The sequence below is a fragment of the Streptomyces spinoverrucosus genome (assembly GCF_006539505.1).
GTDB classification, from domain to species: Bacteria; Actinomycetota; Actinomycetes; order Streptomycetales; family Streptomycetaceae; genus Streptomyces; species Streptomyces spinoverrucosus.
This window is the reverse complement of sequence record NZ_BJND01000086.1, coordinates 1-20,178: the sequence shown is the minus strand read 5'-3', so window position 1 is coordinate 20,178 and position 20,178 is coordinate 1. Positions and strand designations below refer to the sequence as shown.

General features: G+C 69.6%; 21 protein-coding genes and 1 pseudogene. 14 read left to right on the top strand and 8 right to left on the bottom strand.

From position 1 onward, the window contains the following. Positions 1 to 15: 15 nt before the first annotated feature. Positions 16 to 828, bottom strand: coding sequence for an ABC transporter permease (locus tag SSP24_RS37925; protein ID WP_141315062.1), 813 nt, complete (start codon positions 826 to 828; stop codon positions 16 to 18). Next, positions 825 to 1,844: an ATP-binding cassette domain-containing protein gene (locus SSP24_RS37920; protein WP_141315060.1), complete on the bottom strand. Its 1,020-nt coding sequence runs from the start codon at positions 1,842 to 1,844 to the stop codon at positions 825 to 827. The genes SSP24_RS37925 and SSP24_RS37920 overlap by 4 nt, the downstream gene beginning before the upstream one ends. A 109-nt stretch (positions 1,845 to 1,953) precedes the next feature. Here SSP24_RS37920 and SSP24_RS37915 point away from each other — a divergent pair, with 109 nt between their 5' ends. Next, a complete protein-coding gene (locus SSP24_RS37915; protein WP_141315058.1) occupies positions 1,954 to 2,523 on the top strand; it encodes a DinB family protein in 570 nt (189 codons plus the stop codon). On the opposite strand, the gene SSP24_RS37910 is transcribed toward SSP24_RS37915, so the two are convergent. Continuing rightward, the gene (locus SSP24_RS37910; protein WP_141315056.1) at positions 2,517 to 2,966 is read right to left on the bottom strand and encodes an ankyrin repeat domain-containing protein; all 450 of its coding nucleotides are present in this window, start codon (positions 2,964 to 2,966) and stop codon (positions 2,517 to 2,519) included. The genes SSP24_RS37915 and SSP24_RS37910 overlap by 7 nt on opposite strands. Positions 2,967 to 3,046: 80 nt before the next feature. Beyond that, entirely contained in the window at positions 3,047 to 3,328 is a 282-nt protein-coding gene (locus tag SSP24_RS37905) for a winged helix-turn-helix transcriptional regulator (RefSeq protein ID WP_229865168.1), read from the bottom strand. A 177-nt stretch (positions 3,329 to 3,505) separates the two neighbouring features. Here SSP24_RS37905 and SSP24_RS37900 point away from each other — a divergent pair, with 177 nt between their 5' ends. From SSP24_RS37900 to SSP24_RS37865, 8 genes and pseudogenes are all read left to right on the top strand, one after another. Next, the gene (locus SSP24_RS37900) at positions 3,506 to 4,429 is read left to right on the top strand and encodes an NAD(P)-dependent oxidoreductase (RefSeq protein ID WP_141315054.1); all 924 of its coding nucleotides are present in this window, start codon (positions 3,506 to 3,508) and stop codon (positions 4,427 to 4,429) included. A 70-nt stretch (positions 4,430 to 4,499) separates the two neighbouring features. Next, complete coding sequence (locus tag SSP24_RS37895) at positions 4,500 to 5,141, top strand: HAD family hydrolase (RefSeq protein WP_141315052.1); 642 nt, start codon at positions 4,500 to 4,502, stop codon at positions 5,139 to 5,141. A 64-nt stretch (positions 5,142 to 5,205) separates the two neighbouring features. Further along, positions 5,206 to 6,379, top strand: a pseudogene (locus SSP24_RS37890) (helix-turn-helix domain-containing protein). A gap of 506 nt (positions 6,380 to 6,885) precedes the next feature. Next, positions 6,886 to 7,107: a hypothetical protein gene (locus SSP24_RS37885; RefSeq protein WP_141315049.1), complete on the top strand. Its 222-nt coding sequence runs from the start codon at positions 6,886 to 6,888 to the stop codon at positions 7,105 to 7,107. Next, on the top strand, positions 7,107 to 7,463 hold the full coding sequence (locus tag SSP24_RS37880) for a DUF6415 family natural product biosynthesis protein (RefSeq protein ID WP_141315047.1): 357 nt from the start codon (positions 7,107 to 7,109) through the stop codon (positions 7,461 to 7,463). Before SSP24_RS37885 ends, SSP24_RS37880 begins: the two co-directional genes overlap by 1 nt. 149 nt (positions 7,464 to 7,612) lie before the next feature. After that, positions 7,613 to 7,849: a DUF397 domain-containing protein gene (locus SSP24_RS37875; protein WP_141315045.1), complete on the top strand. Its 237-nt coding sequence runs from the start codon at positions 7,613 to 7,615 to the stop codon at positions 7,847 to 7,849. A gap of 70 nt (positions 7,850 to 7,919) precedes the next feature. Further along, complete coding sequence (locus tag SSP24_RS37870; protein ID WP_141315043.1) at positions 7,920 to 8,441, top strand: hypothetical protein; 522 nt, start codon at positions 7,920 to 7,922, stop codon at positions 8,439 to 8,441. A gap of 19 nt (positions 8,442 to 8,460) precedes the next feature. After that, positions 8,461 to 9,357 (top strand): JmjC domain-containing protein, encoded by an 897-nt coding sequence (locus tag SSP24_RS37865; protein ID WP_141315041.1) that lies wholly within the window; start codon positions 8,461 to 8,463, stop codon positions 9,355 to 9,357. A gap of 74 nt (positions 9,358 to 9,431) precedes the next feature. On the opposite strand, the gene panB is transcribed toward SSP24_RS37865, so the two are convergent. After that, positions 9,432 to 10,307, bottom strand: coding sequence for a 3-methyl-2-oxobutanoate hydroxymethyltransferase (gene panB / locus SSP24_RS37860; RefSeq protein WP_141315039.1), 876 nt, complete (start codon positions 10,305 to 10,307; stop codon positions 9,432 to 9,434). A 216-nt stretch (positions 10,308 to 10,523) separates the two neighbouring features. Between panB and SSP24_RS37855 the strand changes: the two genes are divergently transcribed. The 4 genes from SSP24_RS37855 (at position 10,524) to SSP24_RS37840 (ending at position 15,324) form a co-directional block, all read left to right on the top strand. Beyond that, positions 10,524 to 12,152: an MFS transporter gene (locus tag SSP24_RS37855; protein WP_141315037.1), complete on the top strand. Its 1,629-nt coding sequence runs from the start codon at positions 10,524 to 10,526 to the stop codon at positions 12,150 to 12,152. After that, positions 12,149 to 12,778: a TetR/AcrR family transcriptional regulator gene (locus SSP24_RS37850; protein WP_141315035.1), complete on the top strand. Its 630-nt coding sequence runs from the start codon at positions 12,149 to 12,151 to the stop codon at positions 12,776 to 12,778. Before SSP24_RS37855 ends, SSP24_RS37850 begins: the two co-directional genes overlap by 4 nt. A 184-nt stretch (positions 12,779 to 12,962) precedes the next feature. Beyond that, a complete protein-coding gene (locus SSP24_RS37845) occupies positions 12,963 to 14,015 on the top strand; it encodes an endonuclease/exonuclease/phosphatase family protein (protein WP_141315033.1) in 1,053 nt (350 codons plus the stop codon). A gap of 88 nt (positions 14,016 to 14,103) precedes the next feature. Beyond that, entirely contained in the window at positions 14,104 to 15,324 is a 1,221-nt protein-coding gene (locus tag SSP24_RS37840; RefSeq protein WP_141315031.1) for an MFS transporter, read from the top strand. Positions 15,325 to 15,439: 115 nt separating this feature from the next. On the opposite strand, the gene SSP24_RS37835 is transcribed toward SSP24_RS37840, so the two are convergent. From SSP24_RS37835 to SSP24_RS37825, 3 genes are all read right to left on the bottom strand, one after another. Next, positions 15,440 to 17,194, bottom strand: a complete 1,755-nt coding sequence (locus tag SSP24_RS37835) for an NAD+ synthase (RefSeq protein ID WP_141315029.1) — start codon at positions 17,192 to 17,194, stop codon at positions 15,440 to 15,442. Positions 17,195 to 17,293: 99 nt separating this feature from the next. Continuing rightward, positions 17,294 to 17,920: a DUF305 domain-containing protein gene (locus tag SSP24_RS37830; protein ID WP_141315027.1), complete on the bottom strand. Its 627-nt coding sequence runs from the start codon at positions 17,918 to 17,920 to the stop codon at positions 17,294 to 17,296. A 22-nt stretch (positions 17,921 to 17,942) separates the two neighbouring features. Beyond that, positions 17,943 to 18,608, bottom strand: coding sequence for a thioredoxin-like domain-containing protein (locus tag SSP24_RS37825; RefSeq protein WP_141315025.1), 666 nt, complete (start codon positions 18,606 to 18,608; stop codon positions 17,943 to 17,945). Positions 18,609 to 18,904: 296 nt separating this feature from the next. Here SSP24_RS37825 and glnA2 point away from each other — a divergent pair. After that, the coding region (gene glnA2, locus SSP24_RS37820; RefSeq protein ID WP_141315023.1) for a gamma-glutamylpolyamine synthetase GlnA2 at positions 18,905 to 20,178 on the top strand (1,274 nt) is incomplete at its 3' end.

Genomic DNA, 20,178 nt, shown 5'->3' with positions numbered 1-20,178 from the left:
ACCCTGGTGCGAGGGTCAGCTCTTCGTCTTGAACTTGTGGATCGCGACCGGCGCCATCACCGCCGTGATCGCCGCCGACCAGCCCAGCGTCACCCACAGGTCGTGCGCGACCGGGCCGCCCACCATCAGTCCGCGGGCCGCGTCCGCGAGCGTGGACAGCGGGTTGTAGTCGGTGAACGCCTGCAACCAGCCCGGCATCGACTCCGTCGGCGCGAAGATCGACGAGCCGAACTGCAGCGGGAACAGCACCAGGAAGCCCATCGCCTGCACGGACTGCGCGTTCTTCAGGACCACGCCCAGGGTGAGGAACACCCACATGATCGACGAGGCGAACGCCGTCGACAGGCCCACGGCGGCGAACAGGCCGGCCCAGTTCTTGATGTCGAAACCGACCAGAACGGAGACGATCATCAGCACGGTCGTCGCGAAGAGCATCCGGACCAGCTCGACCGAGACCTTCGCGAACAGCACCGAGCCCCGCCCGATCGGCAGCGACCGGAAACGGTCCATGACACCGGAGTTGAAGTCCTGGCTGAAGCCGGTGCCGACGCCCTGGGACAGCGTCATGCTCATCATCGCGATCATGCCGGGGATCACGTACTGCACGTACCCGTCCTGCCCGCCGCCCAGCGCCTGCCCGATCGAGCCGCCGAAGACGTACACGAACAGCAGGGTGAAGACGACCGGCATCAGCAGGGCGTCGAACATCGACTCGGGGTCCTGCCGGATCCACAGCAGGTTGCGGCGGATCAGCGCGCCGGTGTGGCGCAGGTGCCCACGCAGTGTGATGCGTGCGTCGGCGGTGCTTACGGTGGTGGCGGCGCTCATACGGCGACCTCCTCGCGGTCGTCGGCGGGCACGGCGTCCTGCGGGGCACTGGCGCGGTGGCCGGTGAGGGACAGGAACACCTCGTCCAGGCTGGGAAGTTCGGTGCTGATCGAGGCGAGCGTGATACCGCGCGCGGTGACGGCGCCGACCACGGCGGTCAGCTGCTCGTCGCTCAGGATCGGCACCAGCACGGTGCCGCCCTCGGTGTCCACGGTGGTCGTGGCCAGCCCCGTGATGCCCAGTTCGTCGAGCGCGTGGGCCAGCGGCCGCAGCTGCAGCGGATCGGTCGGCCGCACCCGCAGCGTCCGCCCGCCGACCTTGGCCTTGAGCTCCTCGATCCCGCCGTTCGCGATGACCTTCCCCCTGTCGACGACGGTCAGCTCGGAGGCGAGCTGCTCGGCCTCCTCCATGTACTGCGTGGTGAGCAGCACGGTGACCCCGTCCCCGACCATCGCCTTCACCTCGTCCCACACCTCGTTGCGGGTGCGCGGGTCGAGGCCGGTGGTGGGCTCGTCGAGGAACAGCACGGTCGGCCGCCCGATCATCGAGGCGGCCAGGTCCAGCCGCCGCCGCATACCGCCGGAGTACGTCGATGCCGGCCGCTTGGCCGCGTCGGTGAGCGAGAACCGCTCCAGCAGCTCGTCGGCCCGGGCGCGGGCGTCCTTGCGGGGCAGATCGAGCAGCCGCCCGATCATGTACAGGTTCTCCCACCCCGGGAGCTTCTCGTCGACGGAGGCGTACTGCCCCGTGAGCCCGATCACCCGGCGCAGCTGCCGGGGCTGCCGTACGACGTCGTGGCCGGCGACGGTCGCCTGGCCGGCGTCCGGGGCCAGCAGCGTGGACAGGATCCGCACGAGGGTGGTCTTGCCGGCCCCGTTCGGCCCCAGCACCCCCATCACGGTGCCTTCACGCACGTCCAGGTCGACTCCGTCCAGCGCCTTGGTCTCGCCGTAGTGCTTGACCAGCCCCCGCACGGTGACGGCCGCGCTGCTGGGTTTCTTGTCGATTCGTGTCATGACAGCGACGGTCCCAGCCCCGACCGACAAACGGCCTACAGCTCACCGACAGCCGCCTGCATCCGGCCGACAACAATCCGGTGGCGGGCTCGGCCCGTCACGCCCGACCATGACCCTCATGACTGACCAACCCGCACGATGGACCCAGGCAACCGTCTACCCCGACATGTGGGTTGACCCGGACGACGACCCCCGCAACACCGAGGGAGCCAGTCCGGACGGTGAACTGGCGACGCTGCAGGACTTCCTGACCGGCTACCGCATGACCCTGCGGATGAAGTGCGACGGCCTCAACGCGGAGCAGCTGGCCCGTCGCTCCGTCCCGCCGTCGACGATGTCACTGCTCGGCCTGCTGCGGCACCTCGCCGAGGTGGAACGGGACTGGCGCAACTGGATCACCGACGGCGATCCGCTGCCCAAGCTGTACGGCAAGCGGGACGCGGACTTCGACGGAGCCGTCGCCGAGCAGGCCGTAGTCGACGCCGCGTACGCCGACCTGGAGCGCGAGCAGGCCGCGACCGACGCCGCGCTGGCCGAGCACGCGGATCTGGGCGAGCGTGTGGGGAGGGAAGGGATCGCCGTCCGGGAGCTGATGGTCCACAGAATCGAGGAGTACGCCCGCCACTGCGGCCACGCCGATCTGTTGCGGGAGTGCGTCGACGGCAGGGTGGGTCAGTGACGAGAACCTGGGGCGGGCGCTGATGTGGGGTTCGCCCCCGCGTTGACGAGAAGCTGAGCGGTCTCCGAATGAGGACCATGGTTCGCCCACTCCAACGGAGACCACCCCGCCCCGCACTCCTCCCGAAGATTCGGGTCGGCCCCGTGCGCCAACAACTCACGCACGGTCTCGACGTGCCCCCAACACGCGGCCGCACACAACGGCGTGCCGTCTGATCCGACCCCGCTGCTTTCGGCGTTGGGGGACGCCCCGGCTTCCATGAGCAAGCGCGCGACCTCGGCTGCACCCTGCACGGACGCCAGATACAGGGGAGTGGTGCCGTCCCTGTCCCCTCGCTCCGGGTCTGCGCCGGCCCCCAGCAGCACGTTCACACGGGCGGCGTCAGCCGCCAAAGTCGCTTCGACGAGCTGACGGGAGAGCTTCTTCTGGCGTCGCTGCTTCATGGGGGCGAGGCTAGCGATCACGGACACGGCGGGACCAGCCAAGGATCACAGCCAAGCGCCTCCCTCCTGTTTTGCCCGGCTCACGGGAGGGTCTCAAGACGCTCCATGTGTTCCTCGCCCCACTGGCCGAGCGGGACGAGTGCGGCGACGAGCGAGCGGCCGAACTCGGTCAGCGAGTACACCACCTTCGGCGGGACCTGGTCATGGACCTCGCGGTGCACCAGGCCGCTGGCCTCCAGCTCCCGCAGTTGCAGGATCAGCATGCGCTCACTGATACCGACCACAGTCCGGCGCAACTCGCCAAAGCGCAGCGGACCTTCGCCGAGCCAGAACAGGATCAGCCCCTTCCATTTCCCTCCCATGACGTCGATGGCAGCGTCCAGCCCGCAGGTATAACTCCGCCTCTTCACCAGCACGCTCCCTAACAAAAATGTGGGTACCGGACAGAATTGTAGGTACTTGCAGAAGCGTAGGTACCCCTCGCAGCATGGAGCGGGCGTCGCACCGAGATCGCCGTCAGACAGGAGCAACGTATGACTATGACCGGGCATCACCGCACCCCCGTGTCTCTCCTCGGACTTGGCTCGATGGGCAGCGCACTGGCCGAGGCATTCATTGACGCAGGACACCCGACCACCGTCTGGAACCGGACCTCATCGAAGGCCACTCCGCTCGTGGCCAAGGGAGCTGTTCACGCGCACACGATCGACGAGGCGGTCGCGGCGAGTCCGCTGGTCATCGCCTGCCTGACCACGTACGACAGCACCATCGAGGCCCTGGAACCGGCCGCTGCCACGCTCAAAGGGCGGGCCCTTGTGACGCTCAACAGCGGTTCACCAGCCGGGGCGCGTCAGATGGCCGCCTGGGCACTCGGGCAGGGCGCACGCTACCTCGATGGCGCGATCAAGAACGTGCCGTCCGCCGTGGGCGCCGAGGACACCCTCCTGTACTACAGCGGCGACAACAGCGTCTTCGACGAGTTCGCATCGACGCTGCGGGTGCTGGGCGGCGACACCGTGTACCTCGGCGCTGACCCGGACCTCGCCGCCCTGTACGAGATGGCGGTGGGCGGCACGCTGTTACCCGCGCTCGTCGGGTTCTTCCAGGGCGCGGCAGCTCTACAGGCCCGTGGCCTCACGGCAGCCTCGATGGTCCGGTTCAGCGTCAAGTGGTTCGAGATGATCAACTCCGTGCTGCCGCTTTTCGCCGATGAGATCGACCGCGGCGACTACAGCAAGCCCGCGTCCTCGGTGAACCTGTTCCTGGCCGGAGCCGCCCATGACGAGGAACTCGGCAAGGAAGCAAACCTCGACACGCAGTGGCACAAGCCCTTCCACGACCTGCTCAAGCGAGCGGCCGAAGCCGGCCATGGCGACCACAGCATCTCGGCCCTGACAGAGATCCTGAAGAACCCGGGGCAGACACGCAGAGCCGCTGGCTGGGGTTCCGCAGCTGGTTACTGAGGTTGAAGTGAAGGAGATCGGTGGGCATCCGGCTCGTTCAGCACCTGCGGCAGCGCCTTAGGCTCCCAGGGTGATTGAGACCATCGTGTTCGACGTCGGCGAGACGATCACCCGAGATGACCGGTACTGGGCTTCCTGGGCAGACTGGCTGAACGTCCCCCGTCATACCGTCTCCGCGCTCGTCGGAGCTGTTGTCGCCCAGGGGCACGACAACGCCGAAGCCCTCCGGCTCGCGCGTCCAGGCATCGACGTCGCTGCCGAGTACCACGCCCGCGAAGCCGCCGGCCGCGGTGAGCGCCTTGACGAGAGCGACCTCTATGACGACGTCCGCCCGGCCCTGTCCGCGCTCCGGCAGGCCGGCGTACGCGTCATCGTCGCGGGTAATCAGACCTCTCGCGCGGCTGAGCTGCTACGCGACCTTGACCTCCCGGCGGATCTCATCGCGACCTCGGGCGAGTGGGGTGTGGCGAAGCCGCAGCCGGAGTTCTTCCGGCGGGTGCTGGAGGTGGCGCAGGCTGCTCCGAGCGCGACCTTGTACGTCGGAGACCACCCGGCCAATGACGTCTTCCCGGCGAAGGCTGCCGGGCTGCGCGTGGCGCACCTTCGCCGCGGACCATGGGGGCACCTCTGGGCGGACGACCCGGAGGTAGTGGCCGCGGCGGACTGGCGGATCGACACCCTGACCCAGCTCACGGAGATCGTGAGGGGCTGACCGCAACCACGCGGCGTCCCGGCGCGGGTACGGTTCGGAGTCGACGCACCGAACTGGAGCCAGTATGCCCGCACGCAGCAAGGGCGGAGTAGGCGCGCGGATCGCCTATTACCGCAGCGTCATGCGGCCGAAGCTGACGCAGCAGCAGCTCGCCGACGCGGCACATGTGTCTCTCGGCGCCATCCGCAAGATTGAGCGCGGCGAGCGCGGCGTCGGCGACTCCACCCTCGAAGCCATCGCGGAGGCACTGGGGGTCGACCCCGCGCGCCTACTGGCCGACCGCGGAGCGGCCCACACCCGTGTGCACGAGGCGCTGCCTGCGCTCTCCGCCGCACTCGCCACGTACGACCTCCCGGACGACGGCCCGGTCGTCCCCATCCATGAACTGCGGGCGGCCGTCACCGAGGCCGCCCGCCCAGTACACCCGCATCACCCGCAAGTTGCCCGACCTGCTCACCGAACTCGCCCGCGCCTACCACGCGGCTCTTGGTCCAGAGCGGCCTGAGCTGGCCGGCCTTCTGGTGAAGGCCTACCGCTCCGCAGACGCTGTCGCCTACAAGTTCGGTGCTCACGACCTGTCCGCGCGCCTCGTCGAGCTCATGCGCTGGGCTGTCCCCGAGGCCGGCGATCCGCTGCTGTCCGCGTCCGTGGCCTACGTGCGTACGGAGACGTTCTTCGCAGCCCGCGCCCATGCGGCCGGACTGCGCGTCCTGGAACAGGCCCTGGATGCGGCCCCTGCTCCCGTCGCCCCGCCGGAGATCGCGGCGAAGGGCGCCCTGCACATGCGGGCCGCCGTCATCGCGGGCAGGGCAGGTGATGCTTCAGCGGCCGTCACGCACCTCAATGAGGCGAGTGCGCTCGCCGACCGGGTGGCAGAGGACGTGTACTGCGGAACCGCGTTCGGCCCGGACTCTGTGAAGGCCCACGGGGTGTCCGTCGCGGTCAGCCTCGGAGACGAGCACGTCGGCCGTGCCCTCGATATCGCCGGCGAGTGGAAGCCGCCCCAAGAGCTGCCGGCCGAACGGCGCTCCGGCTTCTATATCGAGCTCGCCCGCGCGCAGTTGTGGTCGGGACTTCCGGACGATGCATTCGAGTCGCTGAAGGTCGCTCGGCACATCGCCCCGCAGCACACCAGAGAACACCCCTGGGTGCGTGAGGATGCCTCCACGCTGCGCCGTTTGAAGCGAGCCGATTCGGAGAGCCTCACCAACTTCGCCGAGTGGTGCGCCGCCACCTGAGTATGCCGCCCAACTACCCCTCACTGGGGTACTTGTTGACCCTTCCTCCCCCCACCATCTGTTGCACGCGTAGGAACCAGCAGATGGGAACCGGGGATGCCCAACGCAGTCTCGCTCGCGCCCACGACGCGTTTGGCAGATCGTCACGTGCGGGTGCCAGAACACGGCGGCAGCGCGGCCAACGCTGTAAGGAGCGTCGACATGCCGTGTGTACCACGGGCCCTCGCAAGGTTGAGAGGCCGCGTATTCGGGCGGCGTCCGCCCGGCAGGCACGTCCGCACTACCCCAATTCCAGCGGTCCCGCCGGACCTGACGGGGCGCCCGTCGCCGGAGATGTGGGCCGCGATCCTCGCCGGGGCGCGCCGCCGCAGGACTGCGCACCGGTGGCCGTCCGGGGCGGCCACCGTCTGGGAGCCGGAGACGAGCGCCCTGGTACGTGCGTACGTATTGGCCCCGGAGGAACGGCCACAGGAGCTCGCGGCACCGTCCTGGGAGGCGTAGTGGCGATGACGGCGTACAAGCCCAAGCTTCACGAGACCGTCGAGGACACCGGCACCAGGAAGGTCGGCAAGGTGATGGGCTTTGAGGGCCCGTACGTGCAGCTGCGGCCCATCGGCGGCGGCCGGGAGTGGGACGCCAAGCAGGAGAACCTGAAGCCGGTCACGGTCTCTGACGGTCTCAGCGCTGCCGTGGCGGCCGCCAACGCCCAGTCCAGGGGTGAGCTGTGATGACCGTGAACACTTCCCTCCCGATCGACACCGGGACCATGCGCGCCACCGCGCATCGGCTGCTCGCGGACGACGCCGAACCGCCCACCCCTGAGCAGTTGGAGACGCTCACTCTCCAGCTGCGCGGGCACATCGATCTCCTCATGCCCGAGGTGGAGACGGCCGCGCTGAGACTGCCCAGGTACTACCCGCCCCGCGACAGCGCGCTGACATCCGTGTGGGTGGCGCGCAGGCAACTGAGCGCCGGCCCGCCCCCGGGAGCGGTGGAACACCGTGAGCTCGCCTACTGCCTCAGCGCCCTGTGTGACCGCTACGAGGAGCTGAGCGGCAGCCCGGCCGGGCGGGGCGGGCCATGACCGCCCCGCGGCGGAAAGCGCGACCCTGTCGGCGGAATGGTCCCACAACCCCCGCCCCAAGACCCCGAACCCTGACCGGTCGAGCCCTGGGGCGGGCTGCACAACGGCCGGAGACCGTTTCTCCTACACCAGATCACTGGAGGTCAGTGATGCAGAACCTGTACGAGCTGCCGGTAGCCGACGCGCCTGCCAAGAAGTGGTGTGGCGGCAACCTCGGTGGCGACAACGAGACCTGTGTGACCACCGTCCCACTCGCGGGTGTCGTGGACGCGTTCGCCGTCGGCGACTCCAAGGCCGAGGGACGCGGCAGCGAACTGCGCATGACCGGCGCGGAGCTCGACTCGTTCGCCATCGAGTGGGGCCGCAGCCGGGGCCTGGAGCTCTAGGCTGACCGCCCACCTCACGCACACCACGGGCCGTCCCTGCGCGCGGGGCGGCCCGTCTCGGAAGGACACCATGACCACCACTGCACCTGAGCGGCAGAGACTGACCAGTCAGACCTGGTCCGGTCACTGGCACGGCTTCGGTCCCTGGGTCGGCCCCCCGGAGACGTACGCAAAAGAGGGCAACCGACGGCCCGCACACCCCATCCAGCCCGCCCCCGAGTCGGACTGCGCCTCCCGGTACCGGGAGGCGGCGAGCGAGTTCGCCACCGGCAGTGTGCCCCCACTGATGACCGGGCACTGGCTGCTGAAGCGTGGGCAGGCCACTCGCGCCCGCACCTGGACGGATTGCGGTGACGCTGTCGGATGGCTGAAGCAGCACTACATCGGCAACCCGCCCTTCGAGCGGACCGACGGCTTGCCGGCCTACGCCGGTCTGGACGTCACGCTCGCCTACGCCCTCGATGTGCTCCCACGGGGCGTCGACGTCTCCTGCGTCCACTACACCCAGTCCCGCGGCCTGTTCTCCGCCTCGGTCGTGTGCTGTCCGAACCTCCACCACCCGGACCTTGCCTGCCCGCTGCCGCCCGCATGACCCGTGAGGAGACGCCCTCATGTCGCTTGGCTTACTGCTGCCTCCGGAGGGGGTGGTTGACCTCCTCACCACCTGGCCCGACCGGCCTCGCGTGTACGAGCGCGTGCGGACTGCGGTGGACGAGGCCATGAGCCTTGAGTACTTCAACGAACTGATCGACGCAGGCTGCGCGCCGCCGGACGAGATCGCCGTCGTCAAGGCCGGTCCCTCCAACCGGACCGCGTTCCTGACGAACGGCCGCACCGACGCGGCCAAACTGAGCCGACTGCGCGACCAGGGCTACACCATCCGCTTCGGCAACATGCAGCGCTGGTTGCCCGCCTTCCATCGCATCTCGCAGGGCATCCAGCAAGAGACCGGCTACTCGAACTACATGCACGCCTTCCTCACCCCTGGGGCCGAGCAGGGGCTGCTGCACCACTGGGACCAGCAGATGGCCGTCATCGTGCAGGTGGCCGGCACCAAGACCTGGCAGTTGTGGAAGCCACCTGTCGAGGCCCCGATGCGCGAGTACCACGAGTCCTTCCGTGTGTGGCACGAGGACTTCATCCCCAAGTGGGAGGCGGCCGGGCCGGACATGACGATCGAACTGGCCGCCGGGCAGACACTGTTGCTGCCCCGTGGTTGGGTCCACAACCCGCACGCCCTGGGCTACGACGAACCCAGCCTGCACCTGACCTTCGCCATCCGGGAGCGCACACCGCTCTGGCTCGCCGAACAGCTCCTCGCGCAGGCGATCGAGCAGCCGGACTTCCGTCGGGTGATTCTGCCCGCGGACCTGGAGCAGCCGGTACTCGTCGACCGGCTGAGCGAGACGAAGCAGGCGCTCGTCGCGTTCCTCGGCAAGCTGGACATGACCGAGATGGCGGGGCGGGTGCGTGAGGCGGCTGTGACCGGGATGGATTACACAACCTGACCGTCCGGGGCACGAAAAGACGGCAGCCCGCCGACGGGGGATGATCGGCGGGCTGCCCGTGGTGCGGCGATGGCTCAGTGGACCGAGTGCTCCTCCAGCGGGAACGCTCCGCCGACGACGTCCTCGGCGAACGCCTTCACCGCGCTCCCCATCACCTCACGCAGATTGGCGTACTGCTTCACGAACTTCGGTACCCGCCCCCCGGTCAGCCCGAGCATGTCGGTCCACACCAGCACCTGCGCGTCCGTCTCCGCGCCCGCCCCGATCCCGACCGTCGGGATGTGCAGCGTCCGCGTCACCTCGGCGGCCAGCTCCGCCGGCACCAGCTCCAGTACCACGGCGAACGCACCCGCGTCCTGAACGGCCTTCGCGTCCCGCAGCAGCTGCTGCGCCGCCTCCTCGCCGCGCCCCTGCACCCGGTAGCCCATGGCGTTGACGGACTGGGGGGTGAGCCCGATGTGGGCCATGACCGGGATGCCGGACTCGACCAGCAGCCGGATCTGCTCGTGGGACCGCTCGCCGCCCTCCAGCTTCACGGCCTGCACACCGGCCTCCTTCACCAGCCGGGTCGCCGAGCGCAGCGCCTGCACCGGCCCCTCCTGGTAGGACCCGAACGGCAGGTCGCCGACGATCAGGGAGCGCCTGGTGCCCCGTACGACCGCGGCGGAGAGCATGGTCATCTCGTCGAGTGTGACGGGCACGGTGGTCTCGTACCCGAGGTGGCAGTTGCCCGCCGAGTCGCCGACGAGGATCACCGGGATACCGGCCTCGTCGAAGACGGACGCGGTCATCGCGTCGTACGCGGTGAGCATGGGCCACTTCTCGCCGCGCTCCTTGGCGGCGGTGATGTCACGAACCGTGATACGGCGGGTGCCCTTGCCCCCGTACAGCGCCTTGCTGCCGTCGGAGGATTTCTGCGGTGCAGTCTGGGCAGCCGAAAGCTGCGTCATTGCAACGGCTCCTTACGTCATCTCGAGGCGCCCTGACGGCGTCCCCGGACCAGTCCCATGGTGGCACTTCGTGCCATGGACGGCTAGGGGACCCCCGTCACGTAAGGACGTCACGTAAGGACGTACGTAAGGACGTATGTAAGGAGAGGGCCAGAGCAGGGTAAAAAGATTTCGATACGGTACCGTCTCGTATCGTAATTTCCTAGGGTCGGCGGCATGACTACTCCCGCCGCCCCCGGCACCCGCGTCCCGGAAGCGGTGCACCGGCGCCGCTGGGCCATACTCGGCGTGCTCATGCTGAGCCTGCTGATCGTGGTGCTCGACAACTCGATCCTGAACGTCGCCGTCAAGACGATCTCCACTCCCGCGCCGACCGGCCTCGGCGCCACCCAGAGCGAGCTGGAGTGGGCGATCAACGCCTACACCCTCGTCTTCGCGGGCCTGCTGTTCAGCGCGGGCCTGCTCGGTGACCGGCTGGGGCGGAAGAAGGTGCTGCTCGGCGGGCTCGTGGCGTTCGGCATCGGCTCCGCGCTCGCCGCCTTCTCCGGGTCACCGGCCGAGCTCATCGCCTTCCGCGCGGTGATGGGCCTCGGCGCGGCCTTCGTCATGCCGGCCACCCTCGCCGTCCTGATGAACGTATTCGAGCGGGACGAGCAGCCCAAGGCCATCGGCATCTGGGCGGGCGGCGTCGGCCTCGCCATCGCCATCGGCCCGATCACGGGCGGGGTACTGCTGGACCACTTCTGGTGGGGCTCGGTCTTCCTGATCAACGTACCGATCGTGATCCTCGCCGTCGGCCTGATGCTGTGGCTCGTCCCCGACTCCCGCGACCCCAGCCCAGGCCGGATCGACCCGGTCGGCGTGGCCCTCTCCGTCATCGGCCTGGTCCTGCTCGTCTACGGCATCATCAAGGGCGGCCAGCTGGCCGACTTCACGGACGTGACCGTACTGGCCACCATCGGCGCGGGGCTCGCGGTGCTGGCGGCCTTCGTGATCTTCGAGAAGCGCAGCGACCATCCGTCCATCGACGTCAGCTACTTCAAGAACAAGGTGTTCTCGGCCGCGATCGCCGTCATCGCGCTGGTCTTCTTCGCGCTGATGGGCGTGACGTTCTTCGCCGTCTTCTACACCCAGAGCGTGCGCGGCTACTCGCCGCTGGAGACCGGCCTGCTGATGCTGCCCCTGGCCGCCGCCCAGTTGATCTTCGCCCCGCGAGCCCGGCTGGCCGTCGATCGCTTCGGCAACAAGGCGACGACCACCGGCGGCATGCTGATCATCGCGGCGATGCTGGCGGCGTTCGCCACGCTGGACGCGGACACCCCCATCTGGATCCTGGAGGTCGTCTTCTTCCTCATGGGCACCGGCATGGCGCACATCATGACCCCGACCAGCGTCGTCATCATGCAGGCCCTGCCCCGCGAGAAGGCCGGTTCCGCCTCCGCCCTCAGCAACACCTTCCGCCAGGTCGGCGGCGCCCTGGGCATCGCGGTGCTCGGCTCGGTCCTCTCCACGGCCTACCGCACCTCGATCGAGGACCAGCTGACCCAACTGCCCGCCGCCGCGCGCCACACCGCCGGCGAATCCATCGAGGCCACCCTCGCCGCCGCGGCACGGCTCGGCCCCGAGGGCCGGGCCCTGGTGACCCCCGCCAACGACGCCTTCCTGCACGCCATGCACGTCACGGCACTGTGCGGGGCGGGCGTCGCCCTGGTCGGAGCGGCGGTGGTGGCGCTGTTCCTGCCGGGCAGGACGGCTCCTCAGCCCGCAGGCAGCCGTGCCGACGAGGACGAACCGTCCTACGCCGGGAAGAATGTCCCAGGACAACGAAGGGACTCAGGACAGTGAGCCTCACCGAAAGCCACCCCCCGCAAGAGGCCCCCGTCCGCGGCCGACCCCGCAGCGAGGCCGTGGAACGCGCCATCATCGAAGGCACGATGAAGCTGCTGGAGGACGGCGTCCCCCTCGCCGAACTCTCCATCGAACGCATCGCCCGCACCGCCGGCGTCGGCAAGGCCACCATCTACCGCCGCTGGCGCGGCAAGGAGGAACTCTTCGTCGACGTCGTCCGCTCCACCGAACCCCCCGACCCCGAACTCCCCGGCACCTCCATGCGCGACGACCTCGTCGTCCTCCTGGAAGCCCTGCGCCGCCGCGGCCTCGCGAACCGAACCTCGGCAATCCTTCACAACGTGCACGTCCAGATGAAGACCAGCCCCCGCATCTGGGCCGCCTACCACAACGCCGTCATCGCCCCACGCCGCCGCCTCGGCCTGGAAGTCCTCCGCCGCGGACAGCAGGACGGCGAACTGCGCACCGATGTCGACCTGGAACTCGTCCACGACATCGTCTTCGGCCCCATGCTCACCCGCTCGCTGCTGCACCCCGACGCCGAACTCCCCGAAGGCCTCGCGGAACAACTCGTCGACACCCTGCTCGAAGGGCTACGCCCCGTCAGCTCACCAATGGTGTAACCCGAATGTGCGCGTTTCGTCACAGAGGCCACTCCCGGCGCGCGAAACCGGAACCCCCGGCGCCGACTTGTTCGTCCTAAGTGCCCGTACGGCCGTCATGTGACGGCAGGATCGGAGCCGAACATCCCCTAGGGTCGTGTGCGCGGGGGACGACGGTGAGCACGGCAGGTAGCGAGGCGACGGTATGGCGCAGCAGGCGTACGTGACGGAGACGGCAAGCGGCGGCTCGGGACCCGAGCGGCGCGGATCTCGGCTTCAGCGCGTGACGGCCCGTGTGACCGACGGCTGGCGCGGCGACCGCCGCATCTGGCGGCGCGGCCTGATCGTGGCAGCGCTCGCGGTGCTGCTCACCATCGTCATGGGCGCCCATGCCTACATCCCGAACAGCATCGGAAACCTCGGCAGCCTCACGGAGACGTTCCTGCCCTGGCTCGGCCTGTTCGTCCCGCTGCTGCTTCTGCTGGCCCTGCTCCGCAGGTCCGCCACCGCGCTGATCGCGGTGCTGCTCCCGGCCATCGTCTGGCTGAACCTCTTCGGCGGCCTGCTCACCGACAAGGCCGCCGGTACCGGCGGCGACCTCACCGTCGCCACGCACAACGTCAACGCCGACAACCCCGACCCCTCCGGCACCGCCCGCGACGTCGCCGCGTCCGGCGCCGACGTGGTGGCGCTGGAGGAGCTGAGCGCGGCGGCCGTAACGACGTACGAGGCGGCGCTGGCGTCGACGTACAAGTACCACGCGGTGCAGGGCACCGTCGGGGTGTGGAGCAAGTACCCGCTCAGTGACGTCCGGCCCGTCGACATCAAGCTGGGCTGGACCCGCGCCATGCGGGCCACGGTGTCCGCGCCCGGCGGGCAGCTCGCCGTCTACGTCGCCCACCTGCCCTCCGTGCGGGTCAAGCTGGAGGCCGGGTTCACCGCCCGGCAGCGCGACACCAGCGCCGACGCGCTCGGCGAGGCCATCGCAGACGAGCCGCTGGAGCGGGTGGTCCTGCTCGGCGACCTCAACGGCACCATGAACGACCGCGCCCTCAACGCCGTGACCGCGCAGATGCGCTCCACGCAGGGCGCGGCGGGCAGCGGCTTCGGCTTCAGCTGGCCGGCGTCGTTCCCGATGGCCCGGATCGACCAGATCATGGTCAAGGGCGTCGAGCCGGTGAGCTCGTGGACGCTGCCGCAGACGGGCAGCGACCACCTGCCGGTGGCCGCGCGTGTGGACCTCGCAACCGGGTCTTAACCCGCTGGAATACTGGGCCTGCGAGGCTTTGTTCCGTACTTGAACATATGATGGACGGAACCCCGCTCTGAAAGGCAAAGGCCCCTTCATGCCCCTGGCCCTGCTCGCTCTGGCCGTCGGCGCTTTCGGCATCGGCACGACCGAGTTCGTGATGATGGGGCTCTTGCCCGATGTCGCGGACGACCTGCACATCTCGATCCCCACCGCCGGCCATCTGGTCTCCGCGTACGCGCTGGGCGTCGTCATCGGCGCCCCGCTGCTGGCCGCGGTCACCGCACGGATGTCCCGGCGGACCGTCCTGATCGGCCTGATGGTCCTGTTCGTCGTGGGCAACGCCCTGTCGGCGTTCGCCCCCGACCACCACTGGCTGCTCGCCGCCCGTTTCCTGAGCGGGCTGCCGCACGGCGCCTTCTTCGGCGTCGGCGCCGTCGTCGCGACCGGCATGGTCGCGCCCGAGCGCAAGGCACGCTCCGTCTCGCTGATGTTCCTGGGCCTGACGGTCGCCAACATCGCGGGCGTCCCGGTCGCCACCCTCATGGGCCAGCACCTCGGCTGGCGGGCGACCTTCCTCGGCGTCAGCGCGATCGGCGTGGCGGCGATCGCGTCGCTGGCGCTGCTGATCCCGCACGACCACACGCACGCCTCCGCGAGCGGACTGCGCGGCGAGCTGGCCGCGCTCAAGTCACTGCCGGTGTGGCTGGCGCTCGGTACGACGGTCGCGGGCTTCGGCGCGCTCTTCGCCGCGTACAGCTACATCACGCCGATGCTCACCGACTCCGCCGGGTACGCCGAGACCAGCGTGACGCTGCTGCTGGCGCTGTTCGGCGTCGGCGCGACGATCGGCAACCTGCTGGGCGGCCGCCTGGCCGACCACGCGATGCGGGGCACCCTCTTCGGCGGCCTGGCGTCGCTGGTGGCGATCCTCGCCCTGTTCCCGGTGCTCATGTCGGCGCAGTGGAGCGCCGCGCTGGGCGTGGCCCTGCTCGGCACGGCGGCCTTCGTCACCGGCTCGCCACTGCAGCTGATGGTCATGGAGAAGGCGTCGGCGGCCCCGTCCCTGGCGTCCTCCGCCAACCAGGCCGCCTTCAACCTGGCCAACGCCGGCGGCGCCTGGATCGGCGGCCTCGCCCTGGCAGCGGGCTTCGGTACGACGTCCCCGGCGACGGCGGGCGCGGCGCTCGCGGTGCTGGGCCTGGCGGTGGCGGGCACGGCGTATGCGGTGGACCGACGCCGGGTCGCTCCGCGGGACGGCCGGGAACGGCTCGTCGCGAGCCATGTGCCGCAGCACGCTGAGGCACTGCATCGCTGATCCGGCCGGGGCGTTGCGGGCCAGGAAAGCCGCAACGCCCTTAAGGGGCGCGGGGAACTGCGCGACCAGCCCCCACGCACCCGCACCCAGCCACGCACCGCTCCCCGCCCCGGCGCTACGCCGTCTCGCGCCACCCATTCGTGATCGGCAGCCGCCGGTCCTTCCCGAACCCCTTCGGCGAGATCTTCGTCCCCGGCGGATACTGCCGCCGCTTGTACTCGGCCGTGTCCACCATCCGCAGCGTCTTCGTCACCAGCTCCCGGTCGAACCCGGCCGCCACGATCGCGTCGGCCCCCTCGTCCCGGTCCACATACCGCTCCAGGATCGCGTCCAGGACGGGATAGTCCGGCAGGGAGTCGGTGTCGACCTGCCCCGGCCGCAGCTCCGCGCTCGGCGGCTTGCTGATGGAGCTCTCCGGGATCGGCGGCGTCTCGCCCCGTTCCTCGGCCGCCCGGTTGCGCCACCTGGCCAGCCGGAAGATGGACGTCTTGTACACGTCCTTGATCGGCCCGTACGCGCCCACCGAGTCGCCGTACAGCGTCGAGTAACCCACCGCCAGCTCCGACTTGTTGCCGGGCGCCAGCACGATGTGGCCCTCCTGGTTGGAGATGGCCATCAGGAGCGTGCCGCGCAGCCGGGACTGGAGGTTCTCCTCCGCCAGCCCGCTCAGCCCGAGCGAGCCCATGTACGCGTCGAACATCGGCTCGATCGCGACGGTACGGAAGTTCAGCCCCGTCCGCCGCGCCAGCTCCGCCGCGTCCCCCTTGGAGTGCTCGGAGGAGTACTTCGACGGCATGGACACGCCGTACACGTTCTCCGCGCCCACCGCGTCGCACGCGATCGACGCCACCAGGGCGGAGTCGATGCCGCCGGACAGACCGATGAGCACCGACCGGAAGCCGTTCTTGCGCACATACGCCCGCAGGCCCGTGACCAGCGCGGAGTACACCTCGTCGTCGTCGTCGAGGCGCTCGGCGTACCCGCCCGTCCGCTGAGGCTCGTACGCCGGCAGCGGCTCCTCGGACAGCACCAGCCGCTCGATGCGCAGCCCGTCGTCCACCACGCCGGTGGGGGCGGCGGGGGCGGCGGCGGGCAGGTCGAGGTCCAGGATCAGGCACTCCTCCGCGAACTGCGGGCCTCGCGCCACGACCTCGCCGTCCCGGTCGACCACGATCGAGTCGCCGTCGAACACCAGCTCGTCCTGCCCGCCGATCATGGCGAGGTAGGCGGTGGTGCAGCCGGCCTCCTGGGCGCGCTTGCGGACCAGTTCCAGCCGGGTGTCGTCCTTGTCGCGCTCGTACGGCGAGGCGTTGATGGACAGCAGCAGTCCGGCCCGCGCCGAACGCGCCGCCGGCACGCGGCCGCCGTCCTGCCACAGGTCCTCGCAGATGGCCAGCGCGACGTCGACGCCGTGCACCCGCACGACCGGCATGGTGTCGCCGGGTACGAAGTAGCGGAACTCGTCGAAGACGCCGTAGTTCGGCAGGTGGTGCTTGGCGTAGGTGAGCGCCACCTCGCCGCCGTACAGCACCGCGCCCGCGTTCTGCGGGGCGCCGGCCGGCTGGCCGAACCTCGGCTGCGCGGTCTCGCTGCGGTCGAGGTAGCCGACGATCACGGGCAGCTCCCCGAAGCCCTCCTCGGCGAGCCGCGCCGCGAGCGAGCGCAGGGCGGCGCGGGAGGCCTCGACGAAGGAGGAGCGCAGGGCCAGGTCCTCGACGGGATACCCGGTCAGCACCATCTCCGGGAACGCCACGAGATGCGCTCCCCGCTCGGCGCAGTGCCGGGTCCGGCTAAGGATCGTCTCGGTGTTCCCGGCGAGGTCGCCGACGCGCGAGTCGATCTGGTTCAGGGCGAGACGTAGTTGAGGCACGGGCCCAGTGTAATCGTCAGACCGACGCGATGGGGGGTGGCGTGGTGTGGGCCACCCCACGCCGCACCACCCGGCGCCGTACTACTCCCGGGCCTTCGACTACTCCCGGGCCTTCGCGCCCCGCTCCTTCAGCATGTCCGCCATCAGCCGGATCTCCGACTCCTGCCCCTCGACCATCCCCTGCGCGAGCCGCTTCTCCACATCGACGGAGCACTTGTCCACGCACCCCTCGGCCATGTGGATGCCGCCCTTGTGATGCTCCGTCATGAGCTGGAGGAAGAAGACCTCGGCCTGCCGACCGTTCAGCCGGCCGAGCTTGTCCATCTCTGTATTGGTCGCCATCCCGGGCATCAGCGCGCCGTCCTCACCGGAGGCCATGCCGCCCATGCCCATCCAGCTCATCGGCTCCGACGACACCTTCGGCAGCCCCCACAGATCCAGCCAGCCCAGCAGCATGCCGCGCTGGTTGGCCTGCGTCTGCGCGATGTCGTACGCGAGCCGCCGCACCTCCTCGTCGTCGGTGCGGTCGCGCACGATGTACGACATCTCTACGGCCTGCTGGTGGTGCACCGCCATGTCGCGGGCGAAACCGGCGTCCGCGGAGTCGGCCGCGGGCGCGTCGGCGTCCGAGCCGCCGTCCTCGGCGACCGCGTATGTGATCCCGCCGACCGCGACGAGCAGCGCCGCCGCGGCCCCGGCGATCCATCCGGCCTGGGCGTGCCTCACTGGTCCCGCCTCACCACTGCCGTCACTGCGACAGCCCGCCCGTGCAGGCCGCGCCCGGCTCGGGGGTCTGCTTGCCCTGGACGTACGTCTCGAAGAACTTGTCGACGTTGGGGTCGTCCGCGCCGGTCACCGTGCGCTGGTGGCCCCACGCCGACAGCATGATCGGGTCCTTCTGCTCCTCGTCCGGGCTCATCAGCGTGTACGGCGTCTTCTTCACCTTCTCGGCCAGCGCGTCCACGTCGGCCTTGTCGGCCTTGCTCGTGTACGTCACCCAGACCGCGCCGTGCTCCAGCGAGTGCACGGCGTTCACCCTCGGTATCTCCTTGGCGTAGACGTCACCGTTGCAGTTCATCCACACCTGGTTGTGGTCGCCGCCGACCGGAGGCTCCATCGGGTACTTCACGTCCGTGGTGACGTGGTTCTGGGTCAGCTTGCCCTGCCAGGTCTTCACACCGTCCGCGCCGGTGACGAACTTGCCGGTGCTCTTGGAGTCACTGGCGGCGGTGTCGGAGTCGTCGGACTGCGACTGGATCAGCACCACACCACCGACGACGAGACCGGCGACGACCACCACACTGGCGGCGATGGTGAGGATCCGGTTACGACGCTCGCGGGCACGCTCCGCGCGCCGCATCTCCTCTATGCGCGCCTTGCGCGCCGCACTGCTCTTGTTCTTGGCGGAACCCATGGGGCCGGCCCTTCTGGGAAGCGGAGGACGGACGGTGCGCTGATCGTAGTGGGCAAGGCCAACGATCTCGTAGGGAGGGCGCAGAAATGGCCGGGCATTACGGATGTCGGTCCGAGCAGGCAAGATGGGCTCAGGAGCCGTGCACCTGCCGTACGTGAGGCGTTCAGGCCGGGGTCGGCCGGGCGATCAAGGTGCGCAACGCGCATGAAATGGTGTTGTGGTGGGATGCTCAGGTGCCCGACCGTCCCGTGCGCGGGAGACAGGCGGCCTGACCAGCAAGGATGGGGAATCGGAAGATGGACAAGCAGCAGGAGTTCGTGCTCCGGACCTTGGAGGAGCGCGACATCCGGTTCGTACGCCTGTGGTTCACGGACGTGCTGGGCTTCCTGAAGTCCGTGGCCGTGGCCCCGGCGGAGCTGGAGCAGGCCTTCGACGAGGGCATCGGCTTCGACGGCTCCGCGATCGAGGGCTTCGCCCGGGTCTACGAGTCCGACATGATCGCCAAGCCGGATCCGTCCACCTTCCAGATCCTGCCGTGGCGCGCGGAGACGCCGGGCACGGCCCGGATGTTCTGCGACATCCTCATGCCGGACGGCTCCCCCTCCTTCGCCGACCCCCGCTACGTCCTCAAGCGCGCCCTGGCCCGCGCCTCTGACCTGGGGTTCACCTTCTACACCCACCCCGAGATCGAGTTCTTCCTGCTGAAGAACAAGCCGGTCGACGGCACGGTGCCCACGCCTGCCGACAACTCCGGCTACTTCGACCACACCCCGACCAACGTCGGCATGGACTTCCGCCGCCAGGCGATCACCATGCTGGAGTCGATGGGCATCTCGGTCGAGTTCTCCCACCACGAGGGCGCGCCGGGCCAGCAGGAGATCGACCTGCGGTACGCCGACGCGCTGTCCACCGCCGACAACGTCATGACGTTCCGGCTGGTCATGAAGCAGGTGGCGCTGGAGCAGAACCTCCAGGCGACGTTCATGCCGAAGCCGTTCTCCGAGCACCCCGGCTCGGGGATGCACACGCACCTGTCGCTGTTCGAGGGCGACCGGAACGCGTTCTACGAGTCCGGTGCGGAGTACCAGCTGTCGAAGGTCGGCCGCTCCTTCATCGCGGGCCTGCTGCGGCACGCGGGCGAGATCTCGGCGGTCACCAACCAGTGGGTGAACTCCTACAAGCGCATCTGGGGCGGCTCCGAGCGCACGGCCGGCGCGGGCGGCGAGGCGCCGTCGTACATCTGCTGGGGCCACAACAACCGCTCGGCCCTGGTCCGCGTCCCGATGTACAAGCCGGGCAAGACGGGCTCGGCGCGGGTCGAGGTGCGGTCGCTGGACTCCGGGGCGAATCCTTACCTCGCCTACGCCGTTCTGCTGGCCGCGGGCCTCAAGGGCATCGAGGAGGGCTACGAGCTGCCGCCGGGTGCCGAGGACGACGTCTGGGCACTGTCCGACGCGGAGCGGCGGGCGATGGGCATCGAGCCGTTGCCGCAGAACCTGGGGGAGGCACTGTCGCTCATGGAACGCAGCGACCTGGTCGCCGAGACCCTGGGCGAACACGTCTTCGACTT